The 21,325-nt window shown below is 33.9% G+C and carries 17 protein-coding genes and 1 tRNA gene; 12 read left to right on the top strand and 6 right to left on the bottom strand.

Annotated elements, in window-relative coordinates; translation table 11 throughout:
• Positions 1-4 precede the first annotated feature (4 nt).
• Together QXQ25_00290 and QXQ25_00285 are read right to left on the bottom strand one after the other, a co-directional pair.
• Positions 5-778, bottom strand: a complete 774-nt coding sequence (locus QXQ25_00290) for a CARDB domain-containing protein (protein ID MEM0160148.1) — start codon at positions 776-778, stop codon at positions 5-7.
• Positions 775-7,089 (bottom strand): hypothetical protein, encoded by a 6,315-nt coding sequence (locus QXQ25_00285; GenBank protein MEM0160147.1) that lies wholly within the window; start codon positions 7,087-7,089, stop codon positions 775-777. Before QXQ25_00285 ends, QXQ25_00290 begins: the two co-directional genes overlap by 4 nt.
• 141 nt (positions 7,090-7,230) lie before the next feature.
• Here QXQ25_00285 and QXQ25_00280 point away from each other — a divergent pair.
• The 7 genes from QXQ25_00280 to QXQ25_00250 all read left to right on the top strand — a co-directional run bounded on the left by QXQ25_00280 (position 7,231) and on the right by QXQ25_00250 (position 13,502).
• A tRNA-Met gene (locus tag QXQ25_00280) sits at positions 7,231-7,305 on the top strand.
• 32 nt (positions 7,306-7,337) lie between these two features.
• Positions 7,338-9,110, top strand: a complete 1,773-nt coding sequence (locus tag QXQ25_00275; protein ID MEM0160146.1) for a phosphoadenosine phosphosulfate reductase family protein — start codon at positions 7,338-7,340, stop codon at positions 9,108-9,110.
• 2 nt (positions 9,111-9,112) lie between these two features.
• Positions 9,113-9,724 (top strand): endonuclease III, encoded by a 612-nt coding sequence (gene nth / locus QXQ25_00270; protein ID MEM0160145.1) that lies wholly within the window; start codon positions 9,113-9,115, stop codon positions 9,722-9,724.
• 65 nt (positions 9,725-9,789) lie between these two features.
• Positions 9,790-11,349 (top strand): radical SAM protein, encoded by a 1,560-nt coding sequence (locus QXQ25_00265; protein ID MEM0160144.1) that lies wholly within the window; start codon positions 9,790-9,792, stop codon positions 11,347-11,349.
• On the top strand, positions 11,350-11,529 hold the full coding sequence (locus QXQ25_00260) for a 4Fe-4S binding protein (protein MEM0160143.1): 180 nt from the start codon (positions 11,350-11,352) through the stop codon (positions 11,527-11,529).
• Positions 11,526-12,719, top strand: a complete 1,194-nt coding sequence (locus QXQ25_00255; GenBank protein MEM0160142.1) for an NAD(P)/FAD-dependent oxidoreductase — start codon at positions 11,526-11,528, stop codon at positions 12,717-12,719. The genes QXQ25_00260 and QXQ25_00255 overlap by 4 nt, the downstream gene beginning before the upstream one ends.
• Before the next feature lie 66 nt (positions 12,720-12,785).
• Positions 12,786-13,502, top strand: a complete 717-nt coding sequence (locus tag QXQ25_00250) for an RNA methyltransferase (GenBank protein MEM0160141.1) — start codon at positions 12,786-12,788, stop codon at positions 13,500-13,502.
• Here QXQ25_00250 and QXQ25_00245 read toward each other — a convergent pair.
• Positions 13,486-14,520 (bottom strand): cell division protein FtsZ, encoded by a 1,035-nt coding sequence (locus QXQ25_00245; protein MEM0160140.1) that lies wholly within the window; start codon positions 14,518-14,520, stop codon positions 13,486-13,488. The genes QXQ25_00250 and QXQ25_00245 overlap by 17 nt on opposite strands.
• A 303-nt stretch (positions 14,521-14,823) precedes the next feature.
• Here QXQ25_00245 and QXQ25_00240 point away from each other — a divergent pair, with 303 nt between their 5' ends.
• The 3 genes from QXQ25_00240 to QXQ25_00230 are packed head-to-tail and all read left to right on the top strand — an operon-like array spanning position 14,824 to position 17,582.
• A complete protein-coding gene (locus QXQ25_00240) occupies positions 14,824-15,447 on the top strand; it encodes a DNA-binding protein (protein MEM0160139.1) in 624 nt (207 codons plus the stop codon).
• Positions 15,448-15,452: 5 nt separating this feature from the next.
• Positions 15,453-16,715 (top strand): DNA-binding protein, encoded by a 1,263-nt coding sequence (locus QXQ25_00235; GenBank protein MEM0160138.1) that lies wholly within the window; start codon positions 15,453-15,455, stop codon positions 16,713-16,715.
• 3 nt (positions 16,716-16,718) lie between these two features.
• Positions 16,719-17,582 carry a hypothetical protein gene (locus tag QXQ25_00230; GenBank protein MEM0160137.1) on the top strand — a complete coding sequence of 288 codons (864 nt, stop codon included), beginning with the start codon at positions 16,719-16,721 and terminating at the stop codon, positions 17,580-17,582.
• Here the strand turns inward: QXQ25_00230 and QXQ25_00225 are convergent.
• Positions 17,564-18,301, bottom strand: a complete 738-nt coding sequence (locus QXQ25_00225; protein MEM0160136.1) for a metallophosphoesterase — start codon at positions 18,299-18,301, stop codon at positions 17,564-17,566. The genes QXQ25_00230 and QXQ25_00225 overlap by 19 nt on opposite strands.
• A gap of 86 nt (positions 18,302-18,387) precedes the next feature.
• On the opposite strand from QXQ25_00225, the gene thiL reads away from it, so the two are divergent.
• Positions 18,388-19,335 carry a thiamine-phosphate kinase gene (gene thiL, locus QXQ25_00220; protein MEM0160135.1) on the top strand — a complete coding sequence of 316 codons (948 nt, stop codon included), beginning with the start codon at positions 18,388-18,390 and terminating at the stop codon, positions 19,333-19,335.
• Entirely contained in the window at positions 19,319-20,332 is a 1,014-nt protein-coding gene (gene amrS, locus QXQ25_00215; protein MEM0160134.1) for an AmmeMemoRadiSam system radical SAM enzyme, read from the top strand. Before thiL ends, amrS begins: the two co-directional genes overlap by 17 nt.
• Here amrS and mobB read toward each other — a convergent pair.
• Positions 20,327-21,031: a molybdopterin-guanine dinucleotide biosynthesis protein B gene (gene mobB, locus QXQ25_00210; GenBank protein MEM0160133.1), complete on the bottom strand. Its 705-nt coding sequence runs from the start codon at positions 21,029-21,031 to the stop codon at positions 20,327-20,329. The genes amrS and mobB overlap by 6 nt on opposite strands.
• A gap of 9 nt (positions 21,032-21,040) precedes the next feature.
• On the bottom strand, positions 21,041-21,277 hold the full coding sequence (locus QXQ25_00205) for a hypothetical protein (GenBank protein ID MEM0160132.1): 237 nt from the start codon (positions 21,275-21,277) through the stop codon (positions 21,041-21,043).
• Positions 21,278-21,325 lie beyond the last annotated feature (48 nt).

Genomic DNA, 21,325 nt, shown 5'->3' with positions numbered 1-21,325 from the left:
AATTTTATTTTTTCCATTTTGGAGTTGGCAATCTCTTTTTAGATCCTGCTGAAAACAAGAAGAGCAATACGGCTATTAAAACTACGACAATAATAAATAAGTCCCATACCCAGCTATAATTGGGAGGATTACCAATATATATCTGATACTGATAGCTATTTTGACCATTATTAAAATATATGAATGTAGAATTCACTACAAATTTTACAGTATGCTGCCCACTGCCCACCGAAGAAACTATCCAAGAAAAATTAGTTTCCGCACTAGAATTTGGATTGATCTCATATATGGTCTTATTTCCAATGTACACGTTATCAAAATAGAAACTAACAGGTATATTGTATAATTTAATTGCCGCACTATTATATACTTTAGCAGTAAATATTACAGGATATACTACCTTTACAGGATACTCAGCAGTATTTGTCACATTTGAATTATCTACTCCACCAATTCCTTGCACCATTATATACACTGTTTGAGGCTGGCTCGGAAATGTAATATTTGTATAAAATATGTTGGTGCTGTTAGAATATGCAGTTATTTCCTGAACTGGCAGTGCACCTACCAGATTTTCGCCAGATAAAAATAAATGATATCCATAATCTTTAAAGTATCCGTTAACTATTATTTTATACTCAATTGTCTGATTTGTTCCTACCAGTGACGGGCCAGAGATTGTAACATTGACAGCACTCGCGTTTGTTAGAGGTACCGAATATACAGTAGCTAGAAGTATGGCAGAGATAAGTAGTATAATAATAGATCTAGCTCTCATTTTCTCACCCTGATGAATATTATAATTGAAATAAATACTGCAGCTACAACTATTATAGCGATCAATAGCAAAGTGGTATCAAATGCAGAAGGTATTCCCTTGTAGTTTAGATTTGTTATTGAGATAGATCCTGTCTTCATAGTGGGCAATGGAGGAGAATAAGATGCAGTATATGCTTTTGCAGAATCTGCAGCTGTGACATAGATTGTAATGTTTTTAGTCACTAAAGTAGAATTTGGTACGTTTTTTAATATTAAGGTGATATAGCTCTGAGATTTTATTGATATTGATCCATTTAAAGTTATGTTATTATAATATAATGTTGAATTCCATCCAAGACCTCTTAACTGTAATTTGTTCAGTATGGATATATTATAAGATTGTAAAGTGTTTCCATTGTTATATATTATAACTGGTATTTCTAGGGTGTTCGAGTACATAGTAGTATTCTTGGCATCGAATTTTATTGTTGTATTATAATAAGCTGTTACATTCACATTTATTGCAAAATTTGTATAATTTCCACTATAAACAGCTCTGAATGAAACGCTATTTATTCCGTAAGTGGCAGATTGCGGTACTTTGATTGTAATATTTAGTAATTCTGATGAGTTAGGGGTTATGTTGAAATTATTCATGCTGAAAGTACTTTTCCAATTGCTGTTAAGGGTTTCTAACTGTATGGTTTCCATGGTATTTCCACTATTAGATATTTGTATTTGGTAAGTAACATTTGTATTAGGTGATACTGTCTGCAAAGGAGTAATTGTATTTTCCGCAATATTAGTTATATTATTTCTCATATATTGTAAGTTTATACTTTCATTTTTATTTATATAAAATGTTTCATTTAAAGAATAAGAAACAGACATATTATATTCTGTCTTTGCGATTTCTGCTTGGAATGTATATGATCCAGCTGGGATGATCAGCGTGTATGTACCGTTAACAGTAGTTACCCTTAATATTGCATTCTGTAATGTAACATTTATAGGTACATTTACCGGCACTCCTTTTATTGTTTCTATTCCGGAGATATAATATGCTTTAGTCAAGGTTATGTTTAAAACTGAATTCTGTGATGATATATTTATGTTTGATAATGATGCATAATAAATACTATTATAGACATAATTTACATATACCGTATACGATCCATATGGTAATTTAGAGAGGTATGTACCGTTAGAAACAGAATAAGCAGTATATGAAACATTAGGATTTTCCGAAGATATAAAATTGATATTTACGTATGGCATCAAATTGCCATTAATAGATACCTTTCCCTGCAATGTTCCAACGGCAATGCTCTTGTGCAATAATATATTTATAGACACATTTCCAGAAACTTTTGTAATGATATATCCACTATAACTATAGTAATAGCCTTGCTCATAATTTACATAATATATTGATATATTAAAAGTTCCCGTAGGTAATTTTAATGATGTAGAACCATTTATGGGAATTATAAATTTAAATGTGTTTGAAGACACAGTTAGTGGAAACTCAATTGCAGGGCCTATCACATTAACTGTTACATTATAAGCTTTAGTTGGCTGTAAATAATAAGTTGAGTTTTGAGTTATTGTAATATTGTTTATTGTAGCATATTCATCTGAATATGAATAATATGTATAGCTACCTACCATCAAATTAGTTGTCGCTCCTGTATTCACAATGTTTCCATTAGTATCAAACCAAAGACTATATGCTAAAGTTGGACTGATACTGACATTTGCAAACATTGCTACATTTAAATTTAGTGTCTGCGTAGAGTTACCGTAATAAATAGTTACACTCTTAGTTTTTGATAGCGGCATTAAATTATTTGCATAGAACGATATATTGTATGTACCTGGCGCAAGGGAGATTGAATATTCTTTGTTATCTGTTGTAACTGAATAGGTATTTACTCCCTTATTAAAATTGACTGTCAATATTCCTGAATAAGATACATTATTAATATAGGATATGTTTCCTTGTAACGTAATATTTTTAGGCAGCAGATAAACATATATGTTCTTACCTGAATATTCTACAGTTTTCTGAACATAATTTGGGGACATTACTGAAACTGTGAAATTTGATTGTGAATATATTGAAAACTGGTTATTCTGTGAGATATAGGTTTCATAAGTAGGGCCATTTGATCCATTCATTATTATTGCCCCATAAATAATATTGTTATTCTCGCCATTTGCATTGTAAACTGTTCCACTATATGTACTTGTAGATTCTAAAGATACGTTAACGAACTCATTATTTGTAATATTTAGAGAGAAATAGTAAGAATATGGAGTTTTACTAGAACTAAATCCTACCACTCCTATATTATATTCTCCTGAAGGTAGGTATATATAATAATATCCTGTATTGTTTGAATATATGTTTATAAAATTACCATTGTTAGAAATAGATACTGTTGCATTTCCTAATTTTGAATAGTTTAATAATGTATACCCTGAAAATTCATATGCTTTTGATAATGTCAAATTTAATGTAGTGTTCCCACCGATATAAATTGATTTAATATATGAATAGTGAATGTTATCATAAGTATATTGGGCATAAATATTGTAATATCCACCTGGTAAATAAGTGATATATTGGCCAGTAGCATTGCTGTGCACTGATTCAATATTTTGCGGTGATGCGGTATCAGCAAAGCTTATAAAAGCATTATCTGGTATCACTGGGGATCCAGATATCATCCCCGATACTCTATAAAATTTAGATACTGTAATATTTTGGTGCAATGACGTATTCCACTTTTTAAAAGATACTGTATATGGATAAGATTTAATGTATGGTTGATTTATGAATACTGTATAGTTCCCAGGCACTAAAATTGCAGAATATGATCCATTAGCACTGCTGTATACTGTTTCAGTCACATTATTAGTATTTGTTATCTGTATTGGATATGCCAAAGAAGGTGTATTGGTATTTATTATTTCCCCCTTTAATATGTCTGGTAAGAGTGGCAGATCTAAAGTAACATTATTTCCCATACTTACAGTCTCTGTTTTTGAGACATTGTAGGTATTTTTATCTACAGTAATTGCAATCTGATAAGTATGTGGGATAACATTTGTAATTGAATAGTACCCATTACTACTTGTTGTAGCATTATAGTATAATCCATAAGTACTGTTATAATAATGAACTACTGCTCCAGAAACATCTTTTTGTATACCCGATACATTATAATATACTACACCATCTACATTAGATGACGGAACCACTAAATTCTTGGTAATATAATAATTAGGTACACCAGATGCATTAAGTGCGGTGGGTATTCTGTCTGCCTGATCCTGAGAAATATTCAGAGTGATAGAGGATAGCGTTGTTTTATCATCCAACAAAAGTTTATCTAGGCCGCCATCTGTGGTGAACTTTAAAGTGTCGTTTCCTGCCACTGCATAAATGGTATAATATCCCTGAGAATTTGTATAAGTATAATTATGTGGAATTCCATATTGATCATAGAGCGTTACCATAATATTACTTAAAGGTGTTCCATCAGGTAAAGTCACTTTGCCGCTTATGATCGCGCCTGGATAATATTCATCAATTACCACATCATTTACTAGTGTCTGATTTGCAGGAGGCTCTAAATCCACAGTTCCTATACCTTTTTGTTGGTAATAATAAGCTTGCTGAAGAGAAACTGGTTTCCAGGCAGAGGTATGATTCTGATAATTTTTGTAAGGATTCCAGAAAGCTGTCTTGTAAACAACCTCAAAGTGTGTCATGTTCCATCCCTGCATTGGTGGATAATACGCCAGATTTGAAGACAAACCTGGTAACCCCTGCGTTGCTCCAACCTCGCTGCCAGAGTATCCCAAGAATAGCCTGTAAAGAGTAGTGTTGTAAAATGCGGGAGTATAAGAGATATTATAACCCACAATAGCTGCATCAGCTGGAATGTTATTTAAAGGAAAAGTATTACCGCTCGCGTTTATTGCTGTTAAATTATAATATGTATATGGGATATCATTGCCATCTATACTATAAATATCTCTGTCCGTTAATGTTGCTGGTGCATAAAAAGTGCCGGTATCATTTCCGGAAAAAGGAAACATAGCAGAATCAATAAGTACATATGAGATATCATAACCAGTAGCAGCTTCAAGTGCACTGTATAGATTTACCAAAGTATTTTCTGAATAGTTACTGGCTAGACTTCCAGAAATCATTATATATTTTATATTCTGTGACGATATGCTGTTAGCGTAAACTCCATAAATGCTAGGGTTGGCCAGTATAGTACTTAAATATTTTTGATTTGTGTTATAATTATAATAGTCTTGAATGTTTTGTACCTCCTTGGCACCTAAATAATTTACCAAAATCTGCTCGATTTGAGGGGTGAATGTGGTACTTAGCTTTTCATTCACAGCTACTTGCTGATTTCCGTCCAGTACTCTCGCTATTAATAATGCTATATCCTGGCTCTCGTTCTGAGCAAGTAAAAATTGCCCAGCTACCTGATAGCCATCCTGGAAGTTATCTGCTACTACTGGATGCTGTCCCTGCTCTATTGTCTGAAATCCATAATCCCACCAAGAAAGTAAAGCGGGCCGGTCCTCCATAGATAGATTGGTGTTCTGTTCTGACAACCAAGTTTCAGCCCTGGTTAAAGGATCTGTGGATAGAGGCAAATAAGATCCAAATGCGCCTATATACCATGGTGATGTGTAATTAGCTGGCCTCAAAACTGATGGCATTGCATCGTAGATCTGTTTATTGTATTGTGAATCGTTTGTGAGCGGTATCGCAGCATCCATGGCGCTCCATACATTCGGAAATATTACCAGGATTGCTATTAATACTACTACTGCCACCTTGCTCCATTTTACGCTCTTTTTAAATCCTGTAAATCCTAAATGTGACATGTTCTTGAAATCTTTTTTTATCTGTCCAAAGTTGAATTTTGTGATAATTATATCAAGAGCAAATGCGGCAGGAATAATAAATCCAGGGGATCCATTTATAATGAATCTCGAAGCTGAAAAAGCCATATAAACTGAAACTGCAGAAAATATGATGAAAAATATATAATAATCATTTAATGCTTTTCTAGCTTTGTATATCATATATAAGAATCCACCAACAAACAGGAAGAACACTCCAACTCCTACGCTCATTATTAACTCTGAAAGCGTTGGTGGCTGTGCCTCTGCAATAGTAGAGTATAATCTATTTTTTATAAAGTATCCTTGCCCGCTCACTATGAAATGTATCAGAGAAGGGTCAATAAAAGATGCAGCGACATATATTATTATGATTGCTGCTATTGCCGAAGGATAAACTAAAGTCCAAGGATATTTAGAAGTTAACTCCATAAAAATCGTTACGAAGATAGTAAATATTAATAAGTATAATGGAACATTGTACCATGGAGATACAGCATTATCAACAACATACCATGGTAAAGATGGCAGATATGCAAATAATCCAAATATTAGAGATATCATTAATATATGAAAAGATGAAACATTTCTAAATCTATTTATGAAAACCTGTATGATCAAGAATACTAAAATAACTACCTCTACATAAGAGAACCCCTGCCACATCAGGGCCACTGTTCCCAAGCTTATACCAGATAGTGCAGAGTAAATTATCGTATTATGATTTTCAGAGAAAAATTTCTTGGCCCCAATTTTGATGCTTGACCATTTAAACCAGCTTTCAATCCAGACATCTTTTTTAACGCTTTTAAGTGCTTTCAAGAAAAAGTACCATGTTAGTAACGCAAAAAATAGTATTACATCATCGTAGCCACCCCAGCCAGCGATACTTCTGGTCATGTTAGCTGCACTGATAGCAATTAAAAATGCAGATATAATTCCAACCCTCTTATTGAATGCCTCTTTCCCTATTAAGTACATTGGTATGGCTATCAATGCGCCATATATCGATGTAATTAAAATCAAAGCATAATTTGTCGCTAAGTTAATATTAAATCCAAAAAAGGGTGAAAGTGCGTATCCGAATAATGCCACTGACCAATCGAAAAATGGAGGTCTTGGATCCATTAATCCAACCGGATAATTAAGCATTGTATCTTCTAATAATTGATGATGCGTGGTTAATATATAGGATATTGCTCTCTCGTGGTAATATGAATCTGCGCCACCAGATACTGAGAACCATCCATTGCTAGCATTCTGAATTGCTACTGGCAAAGTATAGTATGTCCTTAAAAAAAATGCAAGCCCAATGATAAATGCCAACAACAAAACTATTTTCCACTTATTTAGTCCACCGCTCGATATATTAAATTTACCTAATCGCATTATCAATCACCTATAAGGGCGTATTGTTCCCATATGATTTCTACTATAAAAAACTTTATGATAAATATTTTATATATCAAATTGTTTATTTTAATATTAACCATAAATTTGATTAATATGCTCGATATAAGGTATTTAGAAAGCGGGGTAGGGTAGCTAGGAAATCCCGACGGGCTCATAACCCGTAGATCAGTGGTTCAAATCCACCCCCCGCTACTGTTAAATAGTTGGTTTTGTTTTATCTCTCTGTGTCTAAACCTGTTTATCTAGGAAAAGTAGAGCTTTATTGGTGCGATGAGTGTAATGTACCATTGATCAATAAAAAATGTAGTATATGCAATAAAGATGGAAGGGCTGTCACTTTAACTCCTCCAGGGGATGTAAGACCTGCCTTAAAACATGATCTGGATCTATTGAAAACTATTTTTAAGGATGTCACTTCTGACCTATCTTTTCTTGACGATCGGGTAATTCTTTTGAATAGAATACCTGGAATAGACCGATCTGAAGAAATTATTATAGACGGATATAATATTGGTAACTTGCAGTTTGATTTAAAAAAATATAAGCTTTCATTAAAGCTCAATGCTGTACCTTTTTTAAATCCTGCAAAGAACTGGATTAAAGTTGATGAAGGCGCAGTTAATCCAATACTCAATGGTTCAAATCTACTTATCCCAGGGATAATAGATATTTCCGATGATCTAGACATAAATTCTGAAACTGTATTGTTTGATAAAAATATGAACCCTTTTGCTATTGGTACCTCTAAGATAAATAGCGAACTCTTGAAAAACAATAGAAAAGGATTAGCTGTTAAAGTTAGAGATTCTGGGAAAATTACATCAAAGAAAAATTCTGTTAAAACAACATGGGATAAAGCTGTAAAAGCCAATATATATCATTTAGATCGTTTGGAAAATAAGGCATTAGAAGAGATTAAGAGTTTGGGAAGTATAAATAAAGTAGTTTCATTTAGTGGTGGGAAAGATAGCCTTGTTACTTTATTATTAGTTCTTAAGTCTGGAGCTATGCCTAAATCTTTTTTTTTAAATACCGGTATAGAGTTTCCTGAGACCATAGAATATGTAAAAAAAATAGCTTCACTCCTGAATATAGATATCGATATCATTGATGCAAAAAATGCTTTTTGGGACTCTCTTAATCATTTCGGACCCCCAGGAAAAGATTATAGATGGTGCTGCAAAGCTTGCAAATTAGGACCAACTACCAGGTATATAAAAGAAGTTTACAAAACAGATATACTGACTTTTGTAGGGCAGAGATCATATGAAAGTCAGCAAAGAGCCATTAAAGGAAAAAAATGGAGAAATGAGTGGGTATCTAATCAGATAGGATACAGCTTAGTTCAGCATTGGAATTCACTGAGCATATGGTTATACATATTTAAAAGCAAGATTCCATACAATCCATGGTATGATTTAGGGTTGGCAAGGATAGGCTGTTATCTGTGCCCTTCAACTGACCTTGCTGATTTGGAAATTGTAAAGGATAATTATCCTGGATTTTCAAGATGGGAGGATTATTTAGAATCTTATGCCACTGAAAAAAAGCTACCAACAGAATGGGTAGAGCTTGGATTATGGAGATGGAACCATTTCCCGCCATGGATATTAAATATGCTAGAAGAAAAGAATATCAAAATAGAATATGATCGACATGAAAGAAGTAATTTAAAATTAGAGACTATTTTAAAAGATGATAAAATTATTATAACGTTCAATAAAAAAGTTGATCTCAATAGATTAAATAACATGTTAAATATAATTAATGAAAAAAGCTATAAATTGAATGAAAATAATATTGTTGTTAGTGAAAATCTTAAAAATGTAGTAAAGCAGGTTATCATACAGGCAGAAGAATGTATCGGTTGTGGAGTATGCTCTTCTAGATGCAAAAATAATGCGATATACATTGAAAATCAAAAAGCATGGATTGATGAAAAACGATGTTCACATTGCAGTTTATGTATTGGCCCCTGTCCTGTTTATAGGTTTTGATTATGGATTCAAATATATTAAAAGTTTTAAAAATTCTTTACCGGACTGTTCCTGACCATACAGATTTTTACGATGATCCATTTAAGATACTTATTACAACAGTAATATCCCAGCGAACTAAAGATTCTGTTACTGCTCAGGCATCGAAAAAACTGTTTGAGAGATTTAAAACTGTGGGAGAGCTATCTGAAGGAACTGTGGAAGATATAGCCTCATTAATTTATCCGGCAGGATTTTACAGAGAAAAAGCAAAACGGATCAAAGAGATTGCAAATATTATAGCCCAGTCTGAAACCGTTCCAAACGAGCTAGCTGCACTTTTAAAATTGCCTGGCGTTGGTAGAAAAACTGCGAATATTGTTCTTTCAGCAGGATTTAATATTGATACAATTGCTGTGGATACTCATGTACACAGAATCACAAATAGGTTAGGATGGGTTCACACTAAAACACCTGAGGATACTGAAATAGAATTAAAAAAGATAATACCTAAAAAGTACTGGCATAGATTGAATGGTACCTTGGTGGTTTTTGGGCAGACCATATGTAAACCTGTATCTCCAAAATGCAAAATTTGCCCTGTTAATAAATACTGTCCTTCCAGAAAATTGTAGTTAAAAAGACTACAAAAACTTTAAATTTAGTCATAAAATTCTTACACAAACAGAGGTAATGTTAGATGTACATAATTAAAAAGTATGAATCAAAGACAGGGTTGCCAAAAGAAACTCAATCAATTTGCCCTGTATGCTTAAAAGTCATTCCGGCAACTATATATGAGGAAGACGGAAAAGTAATGTATAAAAAAACTTGTCCGGAACATGGAGAATTTAAAGATATATATTATGGAGATGTAGAACAATACTTGAGATTTGAAAAATTTGCGGTGGACGGTATTGGTATTCAGAACCCGGAAATAAACAGTGGCAACTGCCCAGTAGACTGTGGATTATGCACACTTCATTATAGTCATACTGCCCTTGCGAACGTGGACCTTACAAATCGCTGTAATATGAGATGTCCGATCTGTTTTGCAAATGCTAATGCTGCAGGTTATGTCTATGAGCCAACTTTTGAACAAATAACAGCAATGCTTCAGACCTTAAGAAACGAAAAACCAGTGCCTACTCCCGCAGTGCAGTTTGCAGGGGGAGAGCCTACAATATATCCCCAATTCTTAGATGTTATTAAGAAGGCAAAAGAGCTTAATTTTGCTCAGATTCAGGTTGCTACTAATGGAATCAGAATCGCGCAGGAAGAAAACTTTGCTCAGCAGATGGTAGATGCCGGATTGAATACTGTATATCTGCAGTTTGATGGTTTTAAAGAATCTACATACTTAACTACAAGAAACAGACCGGGTTTTTTGAAAGAAAAGATGGTGGCGATAGATAGGCTTAGGCATACGAAACCATATCCGACTTCAACTGTACTTGTACCTGTAATAGTAAAAGGTGTAAATGATGATGAGGTTGGAAAGATTGTCCAGTTTGGATTGGACAATATAGATGTTATCAGATCTGTAACATATCAGCCGGTAGCTTTTACTGGGAGAATAGATCAAGATGAGCGCATTAAAGGACGTTATACGCAGGGAGACCTGGTAAGGGATCTTATTGCGCAGACAGGATACTTTGAAAAATCAGATTTTTATCCTATTCCTGTGGCCGGTATTTTTGCAGAGTTAGGATCTCAAATTTTCCAGGCTCCAAAACCAGCCTTTACAACACATCCTCATTGCGGTACTGCAACATATGTATTTAAAGATCATCAGAAAAATAAGATTATTCCGATTTCCAAGTTTATTGATGTAGAAGGGTTAATTGAAGAGCTTAGCCCACAAATCTTTGATAACAAATTCGACGGAAAAAGTAAGATCATGAGCGCAGTTTCTTTATCGAGAACTTTTAAAAAATACTTCAATGCCAAAGAGGCTCCTACAGGGTTTAAATTAAGAACAATATTGGATGTTTTTAATGAAGGAAACAGAGATGCATTGGCAAAGTTGCAGTGGAGCTCAATGTTCATAGGTGCAATGCATTTTCAAGACAGTTATAATTATGATCTTGAAAGGCTTAAGAGATGCGATATTCACTATGCAATACCCGATGGAAGGATTATACCGTTTTGTGCTTATAATAGTGGCCCTACCTATAGGACCGGTGTCGAGAAAAAATTCTCAATCACTCTTGAAGAATATAGAAAAAGACATGGAAATGTGGTCGGAGTTGAAGGGTAAATGATGAACGTTGATACCTCATTATGTAACTATTGTGGCTCTTGCATAGGCTCTTGCCCTGTTAATTGCATGTTTTTGGATGAAACGAAGGTTATGATCGATGAAGACAAATGTGTAAAGTGCGGATTTTGCATTAGAGTTTGTCCAGTTGGCGCCATATCTGCGGAGTGGTGGAAATGAAGGAATATAATTATGATGTGCTGGTAATAGGTGCAGGACCTGGAGGTAGCACTGCTGCAAGATTTGCTGCAGAAAAAGGATTGAAAGTGTTGTTGATCGAGAAGAGGCCGGACATTGGTTCACCTGTCAGGTGCGGTGAAGGCATATCCAAGTCATGGTTACCAGAAGTTGGTATTACGCCTCAGAAATCCTGGATTTCAAACGAAGTTTTAGGTGCCAGAATATTTCCTCCTAATGAGGCTACGCATATAGAACTTTCTGCAGAAAAAGCTGGAAATGAGGTTGGTTATATAATAGAGAGAGATAAATTCGATAAATATTTGGCTGCTCTGGCTGGAGAAGCCGGTGCTGAAATATGGGTAAAATCGCCGGCATTAGAGTTGTTGAAAGAAAATAAAAAAGTAGTTGGCGCAATAGTTCGTAAATTTGGAGAAAAAGTCATTGTTCGAGCAAAGATAATAATCGGCGCGGATGGATTTGAGAGTCAGATAGGCAGATGGGCAGGTATCAATACGATGCTAAAGGAGAATGATATAGAGTCCTGTATAGAGTACAGAATGGTCGGAATTGATCTCAATGAAAAATTCACTGATTTCTATCTTGGTTCAGCAGCACCGGGAGGGTATGTATGGGTATTTCCAAAAGGTAAAAGCGAGGCAAATATTGGGATTGGCATCGCTCTAAATAAAATCAAGGATCGTGGAGAAGTTAAAAAGTATCTGGATGATTTTATCAATTCTCATAAAGAGTTGAGAAAAGGAACTCCAATTGAGCTTATCACTGGTGCGGTATCGATATCTCAGGTCCCAAAAACTGTAGTAACAGATAATGTAATGCTAGTAGGAGATTCAGCAAGATTAATTGATCCTATCACGGGTGGTGGCATCGCAAACGCATGCATATCCGGCAAAAATGCTGCAGAGATCGCATATGAAGCCATTCAAACGGGCAATACAAGCAAAGAGTTTTTACAGAAATATGACAAAATAATAAAAGAGAAATTTGAAAAGAGAAATCTGAGAAACTGGTTTGCAAAAGAAAAACTCTCTGAGTTAAGTGATGATACTTTGAATAAATTGGTAGATGCCATATCTTCAGTAAACATTGATTCTATTTCAGTCAAAAGCTTGCTCAGCGCCGTGCAACAAAAATATCCAGAACTGATCAAAGAATTTGAAGATCTTCTCTAAATTTTTTTTATATTTATCAAACGATTTACAAAATATTTTTTATACTTTCGAATCATATAATGTATCATGGATATAAGCAACATAAGCATAATTTTTGTAGACCCTAAATACAGTGGAAATGTTGGCTCATTATGTAGAGTTATGAAAAATTTTGGATTGAACAATTTGATATTAGTATCTGAAAATTTCAAGATTGATGAAGATGCGTATAAATATGCTATGCACGCTACCGATATTTTAACAAGTGCTAAAATAGTTACTAATTTAAAGGATGCTCTTACAGATATGGGATTGGTCGTAGGTACCAGTGGAAAATCTACTGTTTCTGAAAAAAAGTTTTTGAGGATAGCAAAGACTCCAAGAGAATTTTCTGAGAGCGTCTCTGGATACAGTGGCAAAATTGCAATCTTATTTGGAAGAGAGAATTTTGGGTTATTGAACAATGAACTAGAGTTATGTGATTTATTGGTTACCATTCCAGCGAGTGAAGAGTATCCAATAATGAATATAACACATGCCGCCGCTGTGATATTTTATGAGTTATTCGTCAATTTTAAATATGTGCAAAAAGGTAAATTACTTGCAGAAAAAATAGAATTAGATAAAATAAATGAATTTTTTTCAAACATATTAGAAGCTATAGGCTATCCAGAACACAAGAAAAAAAATGCAAAGAACATGTTTAGAAGATTTATAGGGAAAGCCAATTTAACTAAGTGGGAATATCATATGCTTGCTGGCATATTCTCGAAAATTTTGAAAAAAATTAGTAGACTAGAATAGATTCATCTATTTTTGCAGCTCCATAAACACTTCCTTTTCTATTTTTATTGCCAGAGTTTGAAATACCGGTCAGTATTGTGGTTACTTTCAATTTGCCTGTATAGTTGTTATCAATCCTAGCACCTATCTTCACTTCAGAGTTATCCAACATATTTACTGTAATTCCTTCTACCACTTTCTTTAATACTTTAAGAGACATTTCTTTACCGCCAGTGACATGAACTATTGCTCCTGAGGCACCTATAATATCTGTGTCTAAAAATTTAGAATTCAATGTATCATCTATTACACCTTCAATATTATTGATCTCTCCCTCTCCATACAGAATTGTAGAAGTCCCTCCTTTTCTCATCATAAAATTCAGGTCTGAAAAATCTATATTAAGCATTGAAGGTATATTTACTGTATCTGTAATGCTTTTAATTATATCGCTAATAAGATAATCTATAACTGAAAATGCCGTTCTTATAGGTAAATTTGGTTCCATCTGCAACAGTTTGTTATTGTCTATAACTATGACTGTGTGTGAATATTTATGAAATCTTTCTAACGCTAGTTTTGCAATATTTTGTCTGCTGTTCCCCTCTGCCTTAAATGGTAAAGTGACAATAGAAACCACCAGCGATCCTGTGTTTTTGGCGATATCTGCGATTACTGGCCCACTACCACTTCCAGTTCCACCACCCAGTCCTGCCAAAACAAAAATAAGATCATTTCCTGCAATCTGTTGGTATATATCAGCCCTGCTTACATCTGCAATTCTTTCACCCAGATCTATATTTCCGCCTGTACTTCTACCCTTGATTATATTCTGACCTAATACTATTTTAACATTTGCTTCATTGTTTTCAAGTGCAATGCGATCACTGTTAAGAGAGATCATCTTATTGTTCTTGAGCCCCATTTTAGTGAGTCTTGTAATTGTGTTGTTTCCTGCTCCGCCAACACCACATGTTACAGATTTTATCGTCGATGTTTTGATATCTGGTTCAAACGATAGTGCATCTTTAATTAACATATCCCACGCCATTTTTATTACCTCTTGTCAGACATTTGTTCTATTATTTGTGTGTTTTTTTATTTTTATGTCTGACAAATAGCATATTAATTTAGTAGTATATAAATTTTGTTTTTTTTAAGCATCTTTTTTCTAAAACTTGAACACTCTGAATTTTTAATCTTTGAGCAGGGAAGTACCCTCCCGAAGATAGCGAATGAAAGTGAACATGGAGTAAAGTTCAGACATTACCCAGAAATCTATTCCATTGAGATTAGAAAGAATAATATATGAGTATTTGATTATTTTTAAGTGGTGAAAAGAATGACCGATTGGAAAGAAGAAATTACTCAATGGTTAACGTCAGGATCTGATAAGTCTGAAGATCCTATCGATCTGATTTGGAATGTTAGGGAAGAGAATGGGACACTGATAGCCGATCATCCGAAAGTACCGTTTTCTCTATATATATCAATTGACACCCATTTCGTGAGAATGAGCGTGTTTACTGGATTAAACACGGCGTTATTAGATCCCGTACAGAGACTGGACATTTCAAGAAAACTTTTGTTTTTGAATGATCGCATAGATCTTGTGAAATATGTGATCAGAGGGTTGAATGAAGAAATTGTGCTTAGGTCGGAACTGGACCTTATTGCAATAGCAAAAAAAGAGTTTGATGATGTTTTAACTGGGTTGATAACAGCACTATTCTTGATGATTAAAGAATTTAAGCTTGAGGAACAGTTCAATAAAGAACTTTCAGAGAGAGTAATTTTAATGATAAAGGAAAGGATGGAAAAAGGTGCCACAAAACAAGACCTATTAGATTTCTTAGTAAACAAAGTCGGGATGGATAGTAATAGTGCAGATAAGCTATTAAATGAAATTATAAAGAGCACGGAAGAGGTACCTATAAAGCCAGGAGACTCAGCCGCATATCAGTGATTGTTATGGATAAAGAAGAATATAAAAAGATTGTAGATGAGTTAGTATCTACTATCGGAGAGAAAGCTTCTAGGGATAAAATTGAGAAAGAGCTCAATTCATGGCTTCAGTTTTCAGGAATTAACATAAAAGATATAATGAAAAAAATTATTGAAAAATTTAATCCTGAGAAAGAATTTAATGCCTTTATAAAAATAAAAGATATTGAAAGTGGTGATCATAGCGTAAGTTTGGTTGCCAAAGTTTTGTCTATTAATAAAAAAGAGCTTGAAAATAAAGGAAATATGTATTATGGTATCCTTGCAGATGAAACTGGATCCATACCTTTCACTGCCTGGAAATTAAATATTGAAGTATCGAAAGGAGATGTCATAAAGATCGTAAATGGCTATACTAAAGAATGGCGAGATAATGTAAAGATTGTAATTGGTAACTATACGAGTGTCTCGATGATGCCAAAGGATTTAATCAAGAATGTACAGTCTAAACTCAGCAAATTTAAAATCATAGACTTAAAGCCTCAGCCAGGAAGAGTTGAAATTGTTGGAAAAATACTAAGTTCCTCTGCAAAGAATGTGATTGTAGATAATAAAAATAGAACTCTTTATTCTGGCACCATTGCCGATGAAACTGGTAGTATCGTATTTTCTGCGTGGGATACTGAAATTAAAAATAACGCAACTGCCAGGATTAAAGGTGCCTATGTAAAAGAATTTAGAAACATGCCTAACCTTGTTATAGATAAAAACTCGAGCGTTCAGTATGAAGATGTTGAGATAAATGTTAAGAGATCGGTTGTATCAATTGAAAATATTGAAGACAGAGGAGGCCCAGACTTAAAAATAGAGGGTATTATCTTAGAGATCAAAGAAGCTGGAGTAATTGCTAGATGTGATAAATGTAAAAAAGTGCTGGTAAATGGTCTTTGCCCAGAGCATGGTAAAGTTGGCGTTTATCTGGATTTGAGAATCAAGGCTGTAGTTGATGATGGAACTGGCGCCTTAATGGCAATATTCAATAAAGAGGTATCTGAAAAACTTTTATCTTCTAATTTTGAAGAGTTGAAGAAGAGAGAGTCTGAGAACATAGGTGCATCCGTGATACTGCATGAGGTAGAAGACAGATTTCTTTTCAAGCCAATTTATCTGTCAGGGAATATAATGACCTCTGAAAACGGTTTGACAATGTTTGTGAAAGATTTCAGTACAGTAGACTATACGAAAATAGAGGAAGAAGCAGAAAAAGTGTTAGAGAATTTAAGGTGGTAAATAATGAGAAGAGAAACGGCATGGAGAATTTTTTCAGGAGAACTAAACCTCTCTAAAAAGAAAATTGTACAAGATGGAGACAAAGCGATAACCTATGTTTTAACTCCTTTAGGTGCTAAAGTAAGGAGAGTATTTTTAGTAGGTGTACTTGTAGATGTAGTGCCTGCTGAAAGTGAAGATGGTTTTACAAAAGCCAAGGTTTCAGATGGCACTTCCAATTTTTTTATTAAAGCTTCAAAATATCAGGATAGTGTAAGGAAAAGTATCGAAAATCTAGTGCCTCCTTTAATAGTATCTCTTAGTGGGAAAATCTCTGTATACAACCCAGAGCCAGATAAATTCTGGGTAAGTATAATTCCAGAAAATATCACAAAATCAGATGAAAATGTCAGAAAATATTGGATATACAGTGTTGCTAAGAGATTAAACGTGAGAATTAACGCTATGGATGAGGCGAAAAAAATGAAGGATCCTACAGTACAAATGCTTATGGATCTTGGGTTTCCAAAGTCTGTGTCTGAAAACACCCTTTTAGCACTGAGAGAATATGGAGATATTGATGTTGAACCCTATATAAATATACTAGAATATTCACTGAAATCAATATCGCCAGGATATCAGGATGGAGAATTTGAAATCCCTACAATTGAAGAGCCTGAAGAATCTAAAGACAAAGAATATGAAAATAAGATATTAAGCTATATAGAAAGATATGATTATGATGGAAAAGGAGTAAAATACGAAGATTTAAGAGAATATGCAGAAAAGGAAAAGATCAGTTCTGAAAAACTTGACGAGATCTTGGAATCGCTAGAAAATGACGGAATAACCTATCAGCCAACTTTTGGTTACATTAAAAAAGTATAGATATCTTTAAGCCCCTGGATATCACCCAAGTATAGTAATCCCATCTCTTTAGATATGCCATAAACCAAAAATTTTGAAAATTCTATATCCCGCAACATTGGAGAGATTGTATTGGAAGACAGTATGTCAGATCCAGATGAATATATACTTGGAGATGGTAATACCAATATCTTATCTTCTGGCGCATATAAAAATGCAGGAATTGTTACTATTGCGCCTATAGAATCCCTTATTTTTATAGATGGATGCTCATGACCAAGTATCAAAAAACTGTTTTTTCTATCTATCTTCTTGTCACCGTGTACCAAAAGATAATTATTAAGCTTCATAGACTCTACGAATGGTACCTCATATTTAGCAAGTATATTCTTTAAAAAATTGTCATGATTACCGCGAATGATTGTTAGCTTTGTTCTAGACAAAATAAACTCTATGATCTTTTTGATGTCTCTCCATTCTTGTTCAACATTTTTTGAAAACTCATGTTTGAAATCACCATCTATCAAAACCTGCTCTGGGTTATATTTATCTATTACTGTATTCAACAATTTTATAATTTCAGACGTCTGAATCTTGGGCAACAATAAACCTTTCTGTGCCATTACCTCTTCAAACCCTATGTGCAGGTCACTTAGCACTAAAATCTTCTCATTAATGAAAAATAGAGAGTAATTCTTGTTTATGATTAAATCATTATTTAGTCTGATCTCATCGATCATATGACTTTAATAACGAATTCTAATTAATTAAACTTTCCTGAAAATTTGACAAAATATAAATAACAAAAAATAATCCATTACTATTGATGATGCTTTCTGAATTAGGTGAAAGAAATATAATAGATAACATCAGAAAAATATATGATTATAAATGGGTAGATGACGATTGTTCTTATTTTCTAGAAAAAAATAAATATATACTCATCACGGTGGATTCTATATCTAAGTCTATGCACATTCCGGATCATGTAGATCCTGTAAAAGTGGGTTATTTTTTAGCTGCAATAACTCTTAGTGATATAGCTGCTATGGGCGGTATTCCAAAATACTTTATGAGCTCTCTAACCTTGCCAAAAAGCATGAAAATAAAAGATCTAGAAAAAATAGAAAGTGGAATATCAAAATGCCTTAATAAATATAATACAAGGATGATCGGAGGAGATTGCAAAGAGGGAACTGAAATGGTTATATCTGGAATAGGTATTGGGGAAGTAAACAAAAAAAAGATTCTGAAACGTGATGGTATGAAAGTAGGAGATATATTATGTGTGACTAATTATCTCGGCAAAAATAGTGCAGGATACTATCTTTGGAAATTAAAAAATTCAAATGCTGGTGCAGACAAACTTCTGGAGGTTGAGCCTAGAATAAAAGAGGGACTCATTATTTCAAGATTTGGTGCAACAGCTGCAATGGATCTTTCAGATGGCATTTATTCCTCTATTGCACAGCTAAAAAAAATTACAGGACTTGGATTTTTTATAGATTTTTCAAAGATCCCAGTTTCTCCACTTGCAAAAAAAGTGAATGAGGAGCTGGGTATTTCAATAGAAGAACTAACCTTAAATTATGGTGGGGATTATGAGCTATTGTTTACTATACCCCGGGAAAAATGGATGGCTTTGAAGAAATATGCTGAAAAAAACAACTTTAAGCTCACAGAAATTGGACGTGTGAAAAAAGGAAGAAACTTATTGTTAAAAGATGGTAAAGAACATGAAATTAAAGAGAGAGGATATGAGCATTTTACATGAAGCGATGTACTGGCATCGAGAAAGTGATGGAGTAAGATGTGACCTGTGCCCACATCGTTGTTATTTAAAAATTGAGAATATGGGAATATGTGGCGTCAGGAAAAATGTGGATAATAAATTATATTCAGAAGTATATGGATTTGTGTCTGCCATAAGCAATGATCCTATAGAGAAAAAACCATTATTTCATTTTCATCCAGGTTCATGGATCTTTTCTGTGAGTACAATAGGCTGTAATCTCAGGTGTATGTACTGCCAGAATTATGAGTTGAGTAGAGGGCTGATACCGAGATCACAGCTAGAATATTATACTCCTGAAGAGCTTGTGAGCATAGCAAAGAATTATGGCTCTAAAGGCATTGCTTGGACCTATAATGAACCTTCGATTTGGTTTGAGTATACGCTGGATACCAGTAAAATTTCAAAAAAAGATGGGATGTATAATGTTTATGTTACAAATGGATACATTAATGAAGATCCTTTGAGAGAGATAGCACCTTATATGGATGCCATGAACATTGATGTAAAAGGTTTCACTGATGAATTCTATAAAAAATATCTTGGGGGCACTCTTGAGCCGGTGCTGAATACTGTAATTTTGGCAAAGAGCTTGCAAATACATATTGAGCTTACTTATTTGGTGGTGCCAACACTTAATGACAAGAAAGAAGATATTGAAAAATACTTGGACTGGGTTATTGAAACCCTGGGGTTAGATATACCACTCCATTTTTCAAGATTTCACCCAGATTATAAACTGAACTACCTTCCTGCTACTCCAATAAAGACCATGCAAGAAATATATAAATTAGCAAAAGAGCGCATGCTCAGATATGTATACCTTGGAAATTATCCATCCATGGATTTTGAGTCCACTTACTGCTACAATTGCGGTGCTAAGCTGATAGAGAGATTTGGGTTTGACATAAAGATCCTAAATTTGTCTGAGAATGGAACGTGCAAGAGATGCGGCGCTAAGATTTCAATTATACTATAGCTTTTTAATTTCTATCTTGATACTCTCCGCATTATCACTGTTCTTTAGAGATTTTACCAATCCTTCAATTGTATTAAATAATATACTCTGCGCAAATTTGCCTAAATAAACATTCTTATCATTTACCTTTAAAGATATTTTCTTGTCTGGGTTCCAATACTCGCAATTTTTGAAGCTATCTTTTTTCTCATAAATTGCCCTTGCCATTTCTCGGCAATCTTTATGTCCACATTCTCCGCAATCAAATTTTGGCAATGCTTCATGTATCTTTTCTATCTGTCTGTTTACCTTGAGGTATTCCAGTATCTGGTCTAGATTATTCTCAAATTTAAAAACCGTGTTTTTTTCCTCTTCAATATCCCCCACTTTTATTTTTTCTAGCCAATCAATGTTTTTGAACCCTTCTACTAATACAAAATCAAAATTATAAAAATAATTCAAGAACCCGGATAACCTTTCCAACTCTTCTGAACCTTTAATAAAAATTAGCGTTTGATTTATTGCACTGCCTATCACAAGCTTGCTATCCCCGCTAAAAAATATATCAGTATCTTTTCCTTTCAAATCCAGATCAAATCTATCATGATTCGTGTGCTTTACCACTGCAACTTTGTAATTTTCAGCATTCAATTTATTTACAATCGCTGAGATTAACCTGGTTTTACCGCTATCTGATTTTCCATAAAATCCTATTAACATGCAGATCACCTATTTTAACAGTATTGTATCCTCTTCATCTAGACTGTATTTAAAGTATTTACAGCTCTTATTTTTTCCATTACAGTCAAAAGTTCCAAGCTTTTTGCAGTATCCATCCCTAAAATAAGCGCAAAACTCCTCTGGTAATAGATATTTTCCGTAATCACTACACCTATCTTTTATGCATTTAAATCCAGCATATTTGCCATGGCAAATTCCAGATTCATCTTCAAATGCACATCTCATAGCTTTTACACCTTGCTCAAATAAGTAGTATAAATCCGTTATTTAAAA

It is taken from the genome of Thermoplasmata archaeon (assembly GCA_038729465.1).
Lineage (GTDB): Archaea > Thermoplasmatota > Thermoplasmata > Thermoplasmatales > ARK-15 > JAVRLB01.
This window is presented reverse-complemented; position numbering and strand designations above follow the sequence as displayed.